The 17622-nt window shown below is 33.6% G+C and carries 15 protein-coding genes and 1 tRNA gene; 8 read left to right on the forward strand and 8 right to left on the reverse strand.

Annotation, left to right across the window (positions count from 1 at the left end; genetic code table 11):
* The first annotated feature begins 2 nt into the window (after nucleotides 1-2).
* Genes BWZ41_RS01540 through plsY form a run of 3 tightly spaced genes read left to right on the forward strand, consistent with a single transcriptional unit; the run spans nucleotide 3 to nucleotide 2282 of the window.
* Nucleotides 3-1469 carry an alanine/glycine:cation symporter family protein gene (locus BWZ41_RS01540; protein ID WP_006012035.1) on the forward strand — a complete coding sequence of 489 codons (1467 nt, stop codon included), beginning with the start codon at nucleotides 3-5 and terminating at the stop codon, nucleotides 1467-1469.
* Between the two features lie 10 nt (nucleotides 1470-1479).
* Nucleotides 1480-1707 carry a hypothetical protein gene (locus BWZ41_RS01545; protein WP_143689174.1) on the forward strand — a complete coding sequence of 76 codons (228 nt, stop codon included), beginning with the start codon at nucleotides 1480-1482 and terminating at the stop codon, nucleotides 1705-1707.
* Complete coding sequence (gene plsY, locus BWZ41_RS01550; RefSeq protein WP_143689175.1) at nucleotides 1707-2282, forward strand: glycerol-3-phosphate 1-O-acyltransferase PlsY; 576 nt, start codon at nucleotides 1707-1709, stop codon at nucleotides 2280-2282. The genes BWZ41_RS01545 and plsY overlap by 1 nt, the downstream gene beginning before the upstream one ends.
* Here the strand turns inward: plsY and BWZ41_RS01555 are convergent.
* The 3 genes from BWZ41_RS01555 to BWZ41_RS01565 all read right to left on the reverse strand — a co-directional run bounded on the left by BWZ41_RS01555 (nucleotide 2277) and on the right by BWZ41_RS01565 (nucleotide 5144).
* Nucleotides 2277-4091, reverse strand: a complete 1815-nt coding sequence (locus tag BWZ41_RS01555) for a hypothetical protein (protein ID WP_143689176.1) — start codon at nucleotides 4089-4091, stop codon at nucleotides 2277-2279. The two genes, plsY and BWZ41_RS01555, sit on opposite strands and share 6 nt — an antisense overlap.
* 55 nt (nucleotides 4092-4146) lie before the next feature.
* The gene (locus BWZ41_RS01560; protein ID WP_017532437.1) at nucleotides 4147-5043 is read right to left on the reverse strand and encodes a cation diffusion facilitator family transporter; all 897 of its coding nucleotides are present in this window, start codon (nucleotides 5041-5043) and stop codon (nucleotides 4147-4149) included.
* Nucleotides 5044-5071: 28 nt separating this feature from the next.
* Nucleotides 5072-5144 (reverse strand) — tRNA-Val (locus BWZ41_RS01565).
* Between the two features lie 554 nt (nucleotides 5145-5698).
* Here BWZ41_RS01565 and BWZ41_RS01575 point away from each other — a divergent pair.
* The 4 genes from BWZ41_RS01575 to BWZ41_RS07770 all read left to right on the forward strand — a co-directional run bounded on the left by BWZ41_RS01575 (nucleotide 5699) and on the right by BWZ41_RS07770 (nucleotide 10275).
* Nucleotides 5699-9076 carry a peptidase M2 gene (locus tag BWZ41_RS01575; protein ID WP_143689177.1) on the forward strand — a complete coding sequence of 1126 codons (3378 nt, stop codon included), beginning with the start codon at nucleotides 5699-5701 and terminating at the stop codon, nucleotides 9074-9076.
* A 336-nt stretch (nucleotides 9077-9412) separates the two neighbouring features.
* Nucleotides 9413-9787, forward strand: a complete 375-nt coding sequence (locus BWZ41_RS07760; RefSeq protein ID WP_241653844.1) for a hypothetical protein — start codon at nucleotides 9413-9415, stop codon at nucleotides 9785-9787.
* Nucleotides 9772-9972, forward strand: a complete 201-nt coding sequence (locus BWZ41_RS07765; RefSeq protein WP_241653845.1) for a hypothetical protein — start codon at nucleotides 9772-9774, stop codon at nucleotides 9970-9972. The genes BWZ41_RS07760 and BWZ41_RS07765 overlap by 16 nt, the downstream gene beginning before the upstream one ends.
* A gap of 63 nt (nucleotides 9973-10035) precedes the next feature.
* Nucleotides 10036-10275, forward strand: a complete 240-nt coding sequence (locus BWZ41_RS07770) for a hypothetical protein (protein ID WP_241653846.1) — start codon at nucleotides 10036-10038, stop codon at nucleotides 10273-10275.
* A 90-nt stretch (nucleotides 10276-10365) separates the two neighbouring features.
* Here BWZ41_RS07770 and rlmB read toward each other — a convergent pair whose 3' ends face one another.
* The gene (gene rlmB, locus BWZ41_RS01585) at nucleotides 10366-11124 is read right to left on the reverse strand and encodes a 23S rRNA (guanosine(2251)-2'-O)-methyltransferase RlmB (protein ID WP_063630952.1); all 759 of its coding nucleotides are present in this window, start codon (nucleotides 11122-11124) and stop codon (nucleotides 10366-10368) included.
* A 92-nt stretch (nucleotides 11125-11216) separates the two neighbouring features.
* On the opposite strand from rlmB, the gene BWZ41_RS01590 reads away from it, so the two are divergent.
* Nucleotides 11217-11711, forward strand: a complete 495-nt coding sequence (locus BWZ41_RS01590; protein WP_143689178.1) for a Smr/MutS family protein — start codon at nucleotides 11217-11219, stop codon at nucleotides 11709-11711.
* Between the two features lie 11 nt (nucleotides 11712-11722).
* Here the strand turns inward: BWZ41_RS01590 and uvrC are convergent, their stop codons facing one another.
* Genes uvrC through BWZ41_RS01610 form a run of 4 tightly spaced genes read right to left on the reverse strand, consistent with a single transcriptional unit; the run spans nucleotide 11723 to nucleotide 17278 of the window.
* Nucleotides 11723-13540: an excinuclease ABC subunit UvrC gene (gene uvrC / locus BWZ41_RS01595; protein ID WP_143689179.1), complete on the reverse strand. Its 1818-nt coding sequence runs from the start codon at nucleotides 13538-13540 to the stop codon at nucleotides 11723-11725.
* Entirely contained in the window at nucleotides 13524-15632 is a 2109-nt protein-coding gene (gene glyS / locus BWZ41_RS01600) for a glycine--tRNA ligase subunit beta (RefSeq protein WP_143689180.1), read from the reverse strand. The genes uvrC and glyS overlap by 17 nt, the downstream gene beginning before the upstream one ends.
* Before the next feature lie 3 nt (nucleotides 15633-15635).
* The gene (locus BWZ41_RS01605; protein WP_143689181.1) at nucleotides 15636-16475 is read right to left on the reverse strand and encodes a glycine--tRNA ligase subunit alpha; all 840 of its coding nucleotides are present in this window, start codon (nucleotides 16473-16475) and stop codon (nucleotides 15636-15638) included.
* 44 nt (nucleotides 16476-16519) lie between these two features.
* Nucleotides 16520-17278, reverse strand: coding sequence for a hypothetical protein (locus BWZ41_RS01610; protein ID WP_006015763.1), 759 nt, complete (start codon nucleotides 17276-17278; stop codon nucleotides 16520-16522).
* Between the last annotated feature and the right edge of the window lie 344 nt (nucleotides 17279-17622).

Genomic DNA, 17622 nt, shown 5'->3' on the forward strand with positions numbered 1-17622 from the left:
ACATGATTTATAGAATGCTTTATATAGTGTTATTTTGCCTACCATTTAATGATGTATACGCTGCTTCAGTTTTTCATAAAAGTTATGACACTGCATTAAATGGAGTAAGCAACTTCATGAATGAAGTGTTGTTTTTCAAGATCTTTCACGTACCATTTATAATTCTTTTATTGGCCTTTGGTTATATATTTCTAACACTACGTTTTAGATTTCTCAACATAAGGATGTTTAAGCATGCGTTCGCTATTTTATGTGGAAAATATGACACAGATCATCATGATGGTCACATTACGCATTTTCAGGCATTTGTAACCGCGCTATCAAGCACAGTAGGTCTTGGAACTGTTGCTGGTGTTGCAATTGCAATTTCAATGGGAGGGCCAGGAGCGGTACCTTGGATGATGATCACAGGCTTTTTTGGTATGTCTGCAAAGTTTGCTGAAGTAACTTTAGCATTCAGACACAGAACAGAAGGCCAGGAGCAGTTATTCAGTGGTCCCTTTCAATATATAAGAAATGGACTAGAGGAATTTGGATTTAAGAAGCTTGGTATTGTAATAGCTGCAATATATGCAGTGTTTTTTGTATTGTCAGGTCTTGGTGGAAGTGTAGCATTTCAAACTAACCAAATGGTTTCAATATTATCTGGTTATTCAAATTGGATAGATGGTCATCCTTGGTTTCTCTCTTCCATAATTTCTACGTTACTTGCTCTGGTAATTATCGGTGGAATTAGAAGAATAGCTAGAGTATCTTCTGCACTAGTGCCTATCATGTCACTAATATATATTTTGAGTTGTATCACAATCATTGCATTCAATATTCACAATTTTGGCAATACATTAAAAATATTGTTTTCCAGTATGATAGACTTCAATGCCGTTGGTGGAGGAGTGGTAGGAGCATTTGTTGCTGGAATTCAAAGGGCAATTTTTGCCAGTGAAGCAGGTGTTGGTTCTGCTGCAATCACTCACGCGGTAGCTAAAGATGAGGAGCCAGTTAGAACTGGGCTGGTTGCGATGATAGAACCATGCTTTGATACAATGTTAATTTGTTGCTTGACAGGAATAACAATAGTAATAACAGGTGCATACCAGACCGGCATTGGCGAGGGAATATTGATCACCCAAAAAGCATTTGAAACAGTTTCTTCTTGGTTTCCTATACTTTTAACCATCGCTGCGCCTTTGTTTGCGTTTTCCTCAGTAATTTCATTTGTATATTGTTGTGAAATGGGATGGCTGTATTTGTTTGGTGTAAAAAGTGTAGTAATATATCGTATAGCGGTGGTAGTAGTTTCATTTTTGTCAGGTTTGTCTAAAGATATAATGGCTATTGCTAATATTGGTGGGGCTTTATTCTCTTGTTTAGCACTCATCAATATGACAGCACTTATACTGTTTAGCAATCAGATTAACAATGAAGTCCAATGTTATCTAAAAAGGCTAAGGAATAATAAAATTAATTAAATTCTGGCATATGAAGGTACAACAACAGATGTCATTCCAGCGCCATCTTCTTTTCATAGCAAAATTCCCTTTTGTCATCCCAGTGCATGACACTGGGATCTATTTTGCATATAGTTCCACCGTAGTGTTATATTTTAATGTAAAATTTTATATTTATCTACTAGATTCGTTTGCGAATAAAGTTCGCTGGATCCCAGTGTCACGCACTGGGATGGCAAGAGAGAGGATGCTAGAATAATGGAGAAATATATAATTCTTATATTATCCTACATACTAGGTTCAATACCGTTTAGCTTAATTATTGCAAAAATAAATGGTATAAATTTAAGAGAAGTAGGTTCAGGAAACATTGGTGCTACAAATGTTGCAAGAACAGGAAATAAGAGACTTGCTGTCCTTGCATTATTTCTAGACTCTTTGAAAGGATTTGTCGGGGTTTATACAGCACAACAATTTTGTGATAATAACGATTTTTATATATATGTATCTGCAATTTTAGCAGTTCTAGGGCATATGTCTCCTATTTGGCTAAGGTTCAATGGAGGAAAGGGGGTTGCAACAACTTTGGGAGTTTTAGTAGCACTTAACATTTCTATAGCATTAGCATTTGTATTTGTCTGGCTAATAGTATTTTTTATCTTTCGGTACTCTTCTCTTGCTTCCTTGGCTGCTACTGCAATAGCTGTTGTAATATCTTTCTTTTTTAAAAAAGAGTTATTTCTTGTACTACTCACTGCAGCGATATTAATTTTCTTGAAGCACTATAAAAACATTGCGAATCTTCTGCAAGGCAGAGAACGTAAGTTTTTATGAGCTATGCCCTACTCCTTCTGCTAAATTACTAGCGTATACTCCATGTGAGAGGTGGCTTGAGACTATTCCTTCCACTTCTTTTATCATTTCTTTCATATTTTTTCCACTTTTCTTACATGCATCATCAAGTGCTAATTTTAGCTTACGTATATCATGCTCTTCTAGTATCTTATTCATTTCTTCTTTCGTTATCTCTAATTTTTTCAATAAGATGTTCTCCATTATTCCTCTTTCACTACCTTTGTACTGTTCACTTAGTCTATTATACGCAATGCAACACTTCCTTTCTCGCGACAAGGCTGATAGATTTTGCAATGTAACATCTACTTGAACCTCTATAGGGTTAATTTTCCTAGCCTTTTCAGCAGTTTCCAATCTAAGTTTTTCAACTTCCTCTTTTATTATTTTGTTAGCTATTCTCTTAGCTTCATCTAAAGATGAATCTTTAAGAGAAAAATTTGTTTTAAGTAAGTCACGTTCTAAAAGTTTCAAAAAGACTTTTCCTCTGATATTTTCAACTTGATTATCTAAACCATGATCTTGTAATTTATTTCTTATGTATTGATTCAATGTAGAATGCTCTAATTTATTTAACTCTACAGAACTAATATTTTTCATTAATGTCGACACAATTTGTTCACTATATTGAGAAGTAAAACTCAGTAAATTTCTCATTAAGGGAATACTTACTTCTGCAATAAAATCATCAACTATTTTTTGACTTTTATCATCTTCACAATTATTTTGTGCATTACACCAAGCCTTAAGAATTTCTTTACTGTTCTTCTTATTTTTTAGCCTGTCTAATATAAACTTACGTGCTTCATTTTCTGCTTCTGTAAGGAGCATTTGTCTAGGTGGTGTAAATTTAATCTCTGGATCGGAATGAATACCCTCTAATGTACTTAACATTCTGTAGATAACACCAGTAAAACATGTGTTAGGAATTCGTTCTTTTCTAGAGAAAGTTTGGCTATCTAGTAAATTTGCAATCAACGCGTCTTTTTTATTTTTTACAGCTTCTCTATCTCCATCATTGCAGGCTCTAAGAACTAACAGAAGAATTTGTCCACCAGTGAAACCAGAGCTATGTTTCTCATTACCTTTGCAAAAATCTTGCAAAAACATTACTAATTTTCCCTTATTCTCATTACTAAATGGTTGGCCATCAAGCATATGTAAGTGATTTATATATTCAATAAACTCTTTAAATCCCTCATTATTAATAGTGTCTTCAGATACTTGTTCAATATATTTATCTTTTAATTTGTCAATATTTTTAATGATATCATTATTTAATTGATGGGGTAGTAAATGCTCATAAGTACCATCAAACTTATTTGTCATACTGCGAGTATTTTCTTTTATGCCTTCTAAAAAGAAACTTATAGCAGCTTTGAGTAACGTAAATGGATTAAAATCCTTTGGCCTTAATTCACTTTGTAATAGAATTAAAACCATTGCAAGTGGTATTGTTGCAAGTAACGAAACGAGTAGAAAAGCAGTCGTAAAGGTTAGATATGTTACAAAAGCAAAAAATAAAAAGAAAGATGCTATCTTAATTCTATTATTCTTAAAAAATATTTCCCAATATTCCTTTTTACTTATTTTTTCCTGCTTTGCAGCTTTTATGTCTTTATAAACGTAAAAAGTTTTTATTTCAGATCTAAAAAACAATGTGGCAAAAGATAAAAAGACATTGGCAGGATTAACTAAAATGCTTAAAGAAACAAAAGCTGCGAAGTAACTTGCTGTCTTTAATCTGTAAGAATCCTTTCCAGGAAATTGTATTTGAGAAATACCTATCATAGCCTACTCTCTATAATATTATGATATTGTAGTAATAACAAATAGCCTATAGATGTCAATGCTTAAGTATTTTACTGTCTACGCACTCATCGTATTCAATTTCAACTGTAGAGTGCGCAATTTCGAACCTATTTAATAGTATTTTTTTTATCTCATACAAAATATTAGTGTGTTGTCCATTTTGCTTTATCTTGGCATGCATAGTAAGTATAAAATAATTATCAGATAGTGACCATGCATGTATGTGATGCACATCTATCACTTCAGGTAACTTAGATACAATCTCACTTTTTACCTCCTCAGCGGATACACCTTCGGGTGTACCTTCAAGAAGTATATGACAAGAATTCTTGAGAATTTTATAGCCACTGCTTAAGATTATTACACTGACAAATACTGACAAAATAGGGTCCACTATTTGCCATCCGGTAAACATGATAATTATGGATGCAAGTATAGCAGCTACAGAACCTAAAATATCTCCTATAACATGCAATACAGCACTTTTTATGTTTATATTGCTTTCACATTTACTATGTAATATAAAAAAGACTATAATGTTAGAAATTAGGCCAAGTGTAGCAATTATTAACATTACTTTCCATTCAACATTGACTGGAAAAATAAATCTTTTTATTGATTCAATTATAATGACCGCTGCAATGAGAAATAGAGTTAAACCATTAACAAATGCTGCAATTATCTGCAATCTGTGATACCCATATGACCTCTGTAAATCAGATTTCTTAGCTGAAAATTTGTGCGCTATCCAGCTTAAAATCAAAGCAAAAAGATCAGTGAGCATATGCCCTGCATCTGATAGTAGAGCAAGCGAATGTGAAATTACTCCACCTACTATCTCCATAAGCATTGTTATTGCGACTATTATTATAGAATAAATTAAGCGCTTGGACTCTGCTATTGAGTGTTTGCCATTGTGCACTGCTGTCATATAAAATCTTTTTATGAGCAAAAAAACGTGGGTAACACTGGGCTCGAACCAGCGACCCCTTGCACGTCAAGCAAGTGCTCTACCAACTGAGCTAATTACCCATCGTAGCTTTAGTATAGTGCTTCAGTGAAATGGAAGTCAATTTGCTTTTAGACTTCTTGTTGAATGAAATTCCTTGACAAACCTTCCCACTTTCCTTATCATACCAATAAGAGTATTTATCCTTGTTTTTGATCCGCGCGGGTTCAACAACAAAAATTCAGTAAAAAACTCAGATATTTATTGGCAAATTACATAAAAATTATAGCGGCTGCATGTCTTTTTTATTTTTTCTACATTCAGCCAAATCGCGCTTGTTAGCACATTATTACAACGCCAATTTACATTGTTATAGGGTCAAAACTCGCTACATAGGGATTTTTTTGCCTTTTTTAAAATTGATAAATTTCTTAATATTTATAATTCCGTTACTTGTTAGCAGCCACCTAAGGTCAGCTATAGAATTTTAGCCACATTCTAAATGTTACATATTAAGTTAACTATCTATACTTTTTTATTAAGATATAAATTATATCAATATGAGAATTTACGTTTTTTTCAGATGAGTCACTTTATGCTTGATATTGTAAAGACTAATAAATTCGAGGTTAGAATTATGACAATTAATCAACAAGTAAATAAAAATATAACTAAAGAAGAATACTTTAACAATAAGCATATCATAGAAGTTAAAGATTTAAATATTAAAGTAGAAGTTTATTCTCATAATTTAAGAGCAAGTAAAGTTGCTCACATTGAAAGTGAGATAAGAGAAACAGCTACTAATTTTAAAGATGCATTTAAGCTGGAGCCTGGTAGCTCAGAACAAACGTTCAAAATTTATGTGTTTGATGATAAGGCTGATTACACTCACCTTGGTGGAAGCGAACGTTTTGGTTCTTACCTTGGAGATGAAGGTGGTAAATGTTACTACAAAGGAGAAGCTGATATTTTTGCTGAGATGTATGTCTATCAGCAAGGTGGCGTTCATAACCTTCAGCATGAATTTGCACATGGTTTAACTTACTTGGCTACAGGAGGAAAATCTCTACCTACAGTATTAATGGAGGGAATTGCAGATTACTTTGAACATCATTCAGATCACAAGTTCAATGCTCAAGGGTCAAGCATTGATAAAACTGAAGCCGCAAATTTGGATCTAGGTGGAATTTTAAATTTACAATACTCAGCCAATGGTGAAGAAAACAGTTTAGTGTATAAAACTGGTCATGCGTTGATAATGTACTTACAGGAAAAAGATCCTAGTTTATTAAGAAACTACCTAGATGCTTTACGTCAAGGTAACTCAGATGAATCAAAAAGTTTCTTGAAAGACATAAAAGGACATGATGCTAACTTCAAAAGTTGGCTTGCTGAGAATGATACAGAAACTGCAATGGAACATCTCAACGCTTTGCAAGTTACAAAAGGAGATTTTATAGCAACTGGTCAAGAAATAGTGGGTGGAGAAATTAAAAACATATCCTACTATAAAGCAAATATAGAAAAAATAGATGGAGAAAACGTTGGAAGTTTTTCTCCTGTAGAACATGTTGCATTTTATGATGTTGCTCGTGCTATTAATAGGGCAACAAATGATAACCTCGATATATCAAAGGAATATCATTTTTTAAAGGTAGTAAAAACTCCTGATGGACAGGATAAACTAACTTACTCTGACCAACAAGGTAATGAATATCAAAACAGTCAAGAGTATAAAATGCAAACTTTTAGGGTGCTATCAAAGTATGATGAGAATTTGAAGAAAACTTACGACGATGCATTAAAAGGTCTGGATCAGGAGAGGCAAGAGGAATATTCTAAAATAGATAGAGAACTTGGTGAAGGGAAGATTTCTTATGAAGAATATTTAGGCAAATATCATTCAATTCCCTCCAAATATGAGGAATTAAAAGGTTCCTTGCTCGATGAGATGATAAGCACTGGTTCAAAACAGTTAAAGTCAACTCAGAACATCGATGTAGAAAAGATGTTAGAAGAGATGGTTAATATCGATCCAAACCTAATCAGAGGTGCTCATATTAATCTACAAGAAGGTAAAGTTTTCTCTATCAAAGCTCTTGGTCACGGAGATATGGGTGCACTATCTATATATGATGGGAATACAAAGCTTGGAGAGTTGTCGAGCGAATCGGGCTTTTTTAAGCAAGTTGAAGGTCAAACTAAAGAAACTTTTGTTTTTGAGGACATATTGCACAACTTGAATACTCAATATGACGGTGGTGCTTATATGGCTATTACAAAAGAAAATGGTCATTATAAAGCTTCTCTGATAGATGGCAGAACAGTTGAACGTGATGAATACTTTGATGAAGCACATTTACATGAAAATGAATTGTTGCATCCTAGCACTGGACACATTCAAAAAGATTTAGATTCTCTGCTTCTTAGAGGGACCAAAATTCTAAATCATCAGGATTCAAAGCATGCTCAATATTCTGATGAGCAAAGAGAAAGCGGCGTAATCGTAGAAAAAGGAACATTATTGGATGATAAAGGGACTGATAGAACAGACGACGATGTATACGAAGCGGTTGTAAAGCAAGGAGGCAAAAATCTACATGAATTCAAAAATATGGGTTTCTATATTACTGAAGAGATAAAAAATGAAAGAGGTGAAGTTGTAAATGGGAGTAACTTATTCATTCATGATCACGGAAAAAATGTACGCTATCAGTTACCTGAAGAAGTTAATCATCTAAAGTTAGTGCAAAAGGATGACGGATACAAATTAGTGCCAGCTGATGAACGTGGTAATGAATATAGGTATGATGCTCAAGGTAATACTATACCAGAAGAATACAAATATATCAACCCAGTATTTGCACATGAATATGAAAAGAGAGATTATTCTCATAAACATATAAATGTGGGCCTTATAAACTTAGAAAAATATGCCCCTGGTAAACTTTTTACCATTAAACATGATCCAAATGATTATCAGATACAAAGAAACTCGAGTGGTGAAATAGTGAGAATCAACAATCAAAGATATTTCACTAAAGTAAAACTATTTGATGGTGATACTGATGAAGAAATTGGAATGTTATCTAATAATTTCCATAACTTCAAAGGAAAAATATTCTTTTCTGCTGATTATAACTACAGTTATAACGATTTCCTATCATCTGTTTCTCCTCAAGTTGAAATTGAGGATATGGGAAATGGAAGTAAAAAAATAACTTTTGATCAAGGTGATGGCGATATCGGTGACACTAATAGAGGCTACACTGACTATCAAAGGATATACACAAGGGAAACCGAAAGTCCAAAAGGGCAAGTAAGTGAAACTAAGACAGAAGTTCATAGTACTACTAATGTTGTTGCTGAAGAGAGAAACGACAATAGTGAAATACAGTCTGATCAACCACAAATTCTAACAAGGGCAAAAAGGTCATCTTCAGTGGAGGAGAAAGAGCAGGTAGTGTTGAAAGACACAATCTTGAAAATAGAAAAGAGCTATGATAGAGATGTAGAAGGAAAGCATAAGGCAAATGTAATCATAGATTATAATGATGTGAAAGCCTTGTATAATAGAGCAGAAGGAGCAGATAAGCAATCTGTGTTAGATTTTTGGAACAAACTGCATACATCGGATTATAAGATTGGTGCTTTGCCGGAAGACAAGTATTACTTTAAAGATGGCAAATTTCTAATTCACGATAGTGACACGAAAAAGCTTATAGTGTTACCTGAAGATAAGGTATCCATCAAAATAATGAAGGATGGTGATAGTTATAGTTTGGCTATATCAAATGGTAATGGCAAAGTAATAAGCAGCATTAGTAAAATAGATAATCCAAATTACGAATTGCTATCAGATTCAAGTCACTTCAACTTAGAAACGCAAGATAATATTGAATTATCAGACCAACACCATGAATACAATCTCTATCTAGAGAATGGCTTTGTGACAATGTTCGATTGCACAAGCGATCATGTTTATCACGATCATAACTCGGCCTACATCTAATACATACAAGGAGGGCACTGCCCTCTTCTTGTCATTCAATTCGATGTTACCCCAGTTCTCTCTTCTGTCATCCCAGTGCTTGACACTGGGATCTAGTTAAATTTGTAAGTATAAAAGTAATCAACGTTTCTTATGATGGAAAAATGGATTCCAGTGTCAAGCACTGGAATAACACCAAAGGGGCTACTAGGATGACATCGTCTGCTACATACTTAGATCACAAGAGAAGAATTCTGAAGCGAAAAGCTTCAAGGAAATCTTATGCAAAATCTAGTATTTACGGAATTTATATTATTTTCATGCACATTATGGTTTTTATAATTAACGGAAAGTAATATGGCTAGTTTAACTTTTAAAGACAACTCTGGAGCAAATGTACCATCCCCTAACATTAAAAGCATAATTTATGAAGATGCTGCACAGAATAAGTATACCTTTGGTGTAGACAATGCTACTAATGTTTTCAACACTTTTAAGTATGAACCTAATGGTGCTGCTGAAATAGATTACAGTGCTACAGCAACAAAGTTCATGACTGGAGGTGCAATTGCTACATTATTAGGTATTGGAACTAATGTAGATGCAATAAAAACTAAGACTGATTCTATTCCAGCTGACTTAAGCGCTGACTTATTTACCATAAAAACTCAAGTCGGAACAGATCTGATATCAGGAATAAGGCTAAGACTGATAAGATGCCTGCTGATTTAGGAACTGAGTTAGGTAATTTAGCTAAATCTGCTGAACTAGCTCCTTTAGCTAAATCTGCTGATGTTACTGCTATAAAGGCTAAAACTGATACTATTCCAGATAACTTAACAGCTAAAGTAACTGCTATAGAAACTGCTACAAATTCTGCTAATTTAGGAGATAAGGTTACTGCAATTACAAACTAAACTGATAAGATTACAGATACCTTAGGAGCTGATGTCACTGCTATAAAGGCTAAGACTGATAAGATGCCTGCTGACTTAAACGTTGAGTTAATTAAGTTAACTACAATAGGAAATGCTATAAATGGTAATGGTAACGTCACTGAAGCTGCTAAAGCTGTACTAGAGAGCAGTTTCAAGAAAGCTATTAAAGAAGCTGGAGAAGATGGTAGCGAATGGCTTAAAAATGAGATAAAAGAGATAGTGTCACAGCCATCTTTTGAAATTCCACAAGATACAAGTTCAGCACTTTCTTGGGATTGGTAATGTAAGTGCTAGTGAATGACATTTTGCGATGTCATTCACTGTTGTCATTCCAGTATCACATGCTGGAATGACATCCTTGTTTTATTGCAACTAATTTGCAGTGATTTTTGTTTTAATGTAAATGGAATATAGTCCTATTGCTGCTGCGTTTGAAACATTTAGACTATCAATTACGTTTGACATTGGAATTTTTAAAAGATAATCACAACTTTCTTTCACTAATCTCCGCATTCCTTTCTCTTCAGAACCAAAAATAATTACTCTTTTTTGCCCAAAATTCTTTATTTCATCTATATTTTCCTTTGCATTGCAATCAAACCCATAACACCAGTAGCCTATCTTTTTTAAAGACTCCATCGTTTTTACTATGTTTGTAACGTATATTAGAGGAACAATATCCAGTGCTCCACTTGCTGCTTTTGCGATAGATGCATTTTCGCTAGGTGAATGGTGATGTGGTAAAATCAGTGCATCAATGTTGAAACAAGCTGAGGTTCTTAAAATCGATCCTATATTGTGTGTATCAGTAATTTGATCTAAAATGACTATAGTAGAGCTGTTTTCAGCTATTTCTTCAATATTTAAGCTATGAAAAATAGGAGTAACTTTTAAAGCAATTCCTTGGTGATTTACACCTTTGGGTAAAACATCATTGAACATTTTGTTCTCTACCAGTCGAGGTTTAATGCCCTTACTATCTGCACATTGTTTAATTTCTTTCTCAAATTCTCTGTAGAAATTTTCTGTTACTAACAGTTCTATACACCGCCTATTTTTGTTTCTTAATGCTGAAATACAAGTGTGCTTTCCATATATCCAACAGTTTTCATTAGCTTTTGATGATTTCATCTCATTATTGAAAATCAGTTTTTTATAGAATAAGCAATATTTTACTGTGTTTATATATTGTTGTAAAATTATGCAGTTCAATTAATGAATTTATGTCAGATGATGAGTTAGATTGGCAAAAAAATGTTAAGCCAATAGAATGTGGAAAAGTTACTTTGAAAGTTGATCACAAAGTAAATATAATAAAATCTATGATTGATAAAGGTGCCTCTAGTTTACAAGAAAATTTTCTTAATACTGATAATGGTGATTCATCATTTTGTCTTGACTACAATACAAAATTAAAGATCGATAGGGGCAAATATTTTATAAGCGATAAACTCGATTTGCATGGCTATAGTATAGATAATGCTTATTGTCAATTGATAGATTTTATTATCAAAAATTATCAAGCAGGGAATAGGTGCTTATTGGCAATTACGGGGCATGGTAATAGTACAGATAAAATAGACACTATAAAGAATAGCTTAAATAAGTGGTTGAATGACACAAAAGTTCGAAATATGATCTTATACTATCAGCAAGCCATAAAAAAACATGGTGGCAAAGGAGCTTTTTATGTCTTATTAAGAAGAAATAAAGGTTAATTTTAGAGTACCTATTTAGGAGTACCTTTCTTAGAATTCACGTGTTGAAGAATGATTTCTGCTAAACCTTTACTAATTCCAGGTACGTTTTGAATTTCAGCTAGAGAAGCTTTGCTTATATTTTCTACCGAACCAAAATGAGACATGAGTGCCTTCTTTCTTTTACTGCCAACACCGGATATTTCACTTAATTGTGAAGAAAAAAACTGTTTATCGCGTTTTTTTCTGTGCGAAGTTATTGCAAAACGGTGAGCTTCATTACGCAGCAATTGTAAATAAAGCATGACCTTACTGTCACTTGCTAGAGTAAATTCTTCTCTGCTCGGCACATAAAATCTTTCATTTCCTGCATTACGATCATGACCTTTTGCCATACAAGCAAAAGGAACTTTTATATTCAATATTTCCAACACATTCTGCACTATGGAAACATGTCCTGGACCGCCATCAATCAGTAAAAAATCAGGGATTATATCTTTTATATTGCCAGAGAAACGTCTAGTCAGCACTTCTCTCATCATTTTATAATCATCACCTGAAATTTCTTCTTTTATAGTAAATTTTTTGTATTCACTTTTTAAAAAACCTTCCTGCCCTGCAACAATCATCACACCAACTTGTTGATTTCCAGATATATGGCTATTATCATAAACCTCGATACGCTTTGGAATATTTGGTAACGAGAAGATCTTGCTAAGCTCTTCGAGCTTTTCTAGGTTATTTCTATAATCAGTAAGCTTCTGCTCTAAGCTATGCTGAGAATTATTGTAAATAAAATTCAACAAATCACGTTCTTTACTATTTTTCGCATGCAAAACTTTTATTGATTTTTGAGTAAGAGCATACAGTGCTTGTTCTATAATTTCCTTATCCACAATAGAATATGGAACGTAAATTTGCGCTGGTGGTGTGTTAACTGGATTATACAAATTGACCAAAAAGGTGGATAAAATTTCATCATTTGAATGATCACTACAATTCTCAATGAAGTAAGGAATGCTTCCATAGTTACCTTTATCTCTGAAAGATAGTATACCAATGCATGCTAAGTCTGCCTCACGTACAACGCTAAAGAAATCTGCATCTTCTTCAAAAGAAAAATCCATTGGCTGCATTTGAATCTGCTGAAGAAATTTCAATCGATCTCTATAGACAGCAGCAAGCTCGTAGTTCATCTCCCTACTACACTTTTCCATTGTAGAAAATAGCTGTCTTTGCACTTCTTTATTCCTTCCTAGCAGAGTATCTTGTGCTTGTTTTACTGATTTGCAGTAATCATCTTTTGTAATTTTATCTACGCATGGTGCTGAACAGCGCTTAACTTGATACTCAAGACATGGTCTTTTTGTTGAAGAGAAATATTGATCTGAACATACTCTTAAGAGAAAAGCTTTTTGCAATGATAATATAGTGTTCTTAACAGCAGCAGCAGATGGAAAAGGGCCGTAGTAATGAAACTCATTCTTCTTAAACTTACCTCTATATTTCGCTATTCTTGGATAATCATGCTTAGAAATTGTTATATAAGGATAAGATTTTCCATCCCTAAGCAAAATATTATAAGATGGTTTTAACGATTTTATTAACTGTGCTTCAAGAAGCAATGCTTCGATTTCATTCTCAGTGATGAATATTTCAACCTTAATAACCTGTGAGATCATTACTCTGATTCGTTCAGAAAGGTTTTCGAATTGAAGGTAGTCAGATAATCTCGACTTCAAGTTTTTTGCTTTACCAATGTATAAAACCTTACTCTTATCTCCAATCATCTTATAAACGCCACAGGATTGTGGAGATGATTTGATTTGTTCCTTATATTGCCTGAGCATTTATCAATTGTTTAACCTGTATAAGGTTAAACTCTGCTACTAAATGAAAGGTAGAAACAACATTTGCAAGCAAAGATAACCTGTTTATTCTAAGCTCATTAGAATCACAGTTAATCTTTACACTGTCCATAAATTGATTGATAAATGGAGCAAAACGAGCAAGTTCATCAAGCGCTGTATTAAAGTCGTTATTTTCTATCGCTTGTTTTATGTTTTTACAAGCAGCTATAGCACAATTTGATAGCGCAATCTCCTCATTTTCAATCAAAAACTTCTTACTGTAAGATGCATTATAAGTAGTGCCATCACTTTTTCTCACTTTGCCCATCATATTACTGGCTCTTTTATAAGTGCTTAGAACCTGTTCACCTTCTTTTGTACTAAGATAACGATCCAATATCACAGTTTGCTTTTCCGCTTTCAGCAGATCATTAATATCGACTTTATATAGTATTGAATCTACAACATCTTGCCTTATATTTCTATTTTTTAAAATAATCTTGAACCTTTCTAAGCAGAATTTAAATACTAGTTCTGAAATTTGTTTTTCACTTGGCTTATCAACTGGAGTTATATTTTTATTCAATAGAAGTCTTGAACATAAAGATACTGACTTATCTATCAGCAATCTAATTGGAATATGCAAATTATTTTCAAGTATTGTTCTAATTATACTAATTGTCATTCTCCGCAAACCAAACTGATCATACGAACCAGAGATTTTCTCACCTGCTGCAATTAAACCAACCAAACTATCCATCTTGTCTGCAATAGCTACAGCAATCGCAGTAGGAGATTTAGGACATTCTTGCTCCGATCCAATTGGCTTATAGTGCTCAGTTATAGCTTCTACTACTTCTTTATCTTCTTGAAAATAAGAAGCGTAGTATCCACTCATTACTCCTTGCAATCCCGGAAATTCTTTCACTATCAACGTTGCAAGATCTGCCTTTGCTAAATATGCAGCACGTTCAACTTTAATTAATGAAGCATGTGGAATAAATATCGCTATATACTTTGAAAGAGCGATAATACGCTTCACTTTTTCTTCTACGCTACCGAGCGAAGCATGAAATGAAATAGAGCTCAATTTTTTGACATAGTAATCTAGGTTTTCCTTCTTGTCTTGAGATATCAAAAACTGGGCATCAGCAAGACGTGCTTCTAATATTCTTTCATGACCTTTGACAACTTCATTATTGTTAACATTTACAACAGTAACAAAATGTGATATTTTCTGTCCATCACTTAAAGCAAGATACTTTTGCTGCGTATTAATTATACTAAGTATTACTTCCTTCGGTAATTCTGATGATTTTACTTTACCAAATAATACTATTGGCCACTCTATAAGCCCTGCCAATTCATTAAGTAAATAATCATTTTTTTCAAGTTGTAAGTTCTCCTCTTTTGTAAACTTATTAATCTGATCTAGTATAAATTGCTTTCTTTTGTCCAACTGGAGAATGACATTATTTTTTTCTAACAATTCAAAATAGTCTTTGGGTGTTTTAACAGTAAGTACTGCATCACCTGAAAGAAACCTATGACCATACGTCACGTTGCATGCTGTAACCCCTGCAAAAGATATAGGTATTATTTCGTCATTTAAAATACATAGAATATTTTTAATTGGCCTAACCCATCTCTCTTTTCTTTCACTCCATCTCATACTCTTTGGCCAAGAAAAGTTTTTTAGCATTTCCTCCAGTTGATTTTTGAGAAACCCGTTGATGTTAAATAAGCAGCTTTCTCTCTTAATGAAGTAAAAATCTTCATCATTTACTTTGCGAATGAGTAAATCTTCTTCACCTTTCCGATTTTTTCTCAAAAAACCTTCGATAGCACTTTTCGGTGCATTAACTCTTGGTCCTTTAATTTCATTGTTAGAATCTTTTAGCTCTAAAGCACTTATGCCATCAATAAAAAGAGCAATGCGACGTGCAGTCACATAAACTTCTATAGATGCAAATTTCACATTATTTTTACTAAAAGCATTAGTGATATAGCTCTTAACCTGAGCTGCAGATGAATTCTGCATTCTTGATGGAATTTCTTCTGAAAGACATTCAAACAATAATTGTGACAACATATTCTACTTTGCTCTATATAATTCACAGCATTTTTTTGTTAACTCTCTCACTCTACCAATATAGGCTGTACGTTCATTCACACCAAGCACACCTCTTGCATCAAGTAGATTAAGTAGATGGCTCGTTTTAATACATTGGTCATAAGCTGCTATCGGCAATTCTTTTTCAACAAGGAATTTACACAGTTTTTCTGTATCCTCAAACTGCTGTTGTACTACTTTAGTATCATAATAATCAAGTGCCAGGTAAGAAAACTCTCGCTCTCTTTGTTTAAAAATATCTCCATAAGTTACACCATTATCGTTCCACATTATGTCGTAAACATTATCTACACCCTGTATGCACATTGCTAAACGCTCTAACCCATATGCTACTTCACCAGGAATTATTTTGCAGTCAATACCTCCCACTTGCTGTATATAAGTAAGTTGTGTTACTTCCATTCCGTTGCATGTAACCTCCCAACCAAGACCGGATGCACCAACACTTGGGTTTTCCCAATCATCTTCAATAAACTTAATATCATATTCTTTTGTCGATACACCAAGAGCTTTTAAGCTATTTAAGTAAACATCTTGCAAATTGCTGCCAGATGGTTTTATTATAACTTGGTATTGATGATGCTGATATAAGCGATTAGGGTTGTCGCCATAGCGTCCGTCTGCAGGTCTGATTACTGGTTGTAGATACGCAATTTTTGTTGATTTTTCGTCAATCGCTGACATGATTGTTGCAGGATGTAGTGTTCCAGCTCCAACTTCAGACGTATATGGATGAAGTATAGTACATCCTTCATCTGCCCAAAAATCTTGTAATCCCTTTATTATATCCTGTAGATTCACGCAGACTGTATATCTTTTAAACTGAATACATAAGCAAATAAGTACTATTCTATACTTATTTTTTTAATAGTGCCATGAAAATAGTCACTCAAGGCTATTGAACTTTCTTTTACATACTCAAATATGCTTTTGTTTAAAACAATCGCATCATGCATAGTCAGATCGCAGAATATAAATGCAGTCAAGTACAATAAAATCACTGCATAAAACACATGAAAAATCCCTTCAAATGTGATTGATATTGCATTGTTATAACTAAGCTGTATCGTACTTATCGGCCATGGTTTTATTACTTCTACAATATTAAAAAATAAATAAGGTATTATAAAGAAAAAGAACAAATGCATAAGATCATTAAACCAAAATGGACATTGAAGTATTGCTTTACATATACTTAGATAGAATTTACTTACAGTATAATAAATTGATATTATTGCCGGCATCGAAAGCGCAACAGTCAGCACCTGTCCTGATGCTATTTGTATTACTATATTCTCATCACTGCTGGCTGAAGGATCTTGAATGTGAAAAATGGATATTGCAACTAATTGCAACACTAACATAACTATTGCTAGCTTGGTAAAAATGGCAGCTACAACTATGCCTGTATTCGGCATTTTATATAGTATAAAATCACCTCCGTATGTAAGCATTAATATAATGTCGGTAATAAATAATATTAGAAAAGAAGACCAATAATGCTGCCAACCCGGTAAATACCCTACTCCTAAAAAAGAGCTTACTATTTTGGCAGGAAAAACCTTGCCTAGGACCTTACCCAAAAATTGAAAAAAAATCCCCATGTCCTAACTAACACTTGACTTATATTTTTCACAATACTGAATTGTAATGGACTTATCAATACACTTCTTGCATAGAAAAAAGGCAAATAGTTAAAAACGATCTAAACCGTTGCCCCTTTATATTAGTAGCCTCCTTTTTTGTCATCCCAGTGCTCCGACACTGGGATCCAGCCTTTCTTACCAATAAAAACTTAGAATAAGTCTCCTTTGTGCTCAAAAAATTCCTGGATTCCAGTGTCAGCTACTTGAATGACATCTTCAATCTCCGTATAGCTATGCGTCACACGCTGGCCTGAAGCTTTAACTATAAGTATTAAAAAATTTACCAGGCAAAAAAAAGGCAA

Origin of the sequence: Wolbachia endosymbiont of Nilaparvata lugens (assembly GCF_007115045.1) — a bacterium.
Taxonomy (GTDB): domain Bacteria; phylum Pseudomonadota; class Alphaproteobacteria; order Rickettsiales; family Anaplasmataceae; genus Wolbachia.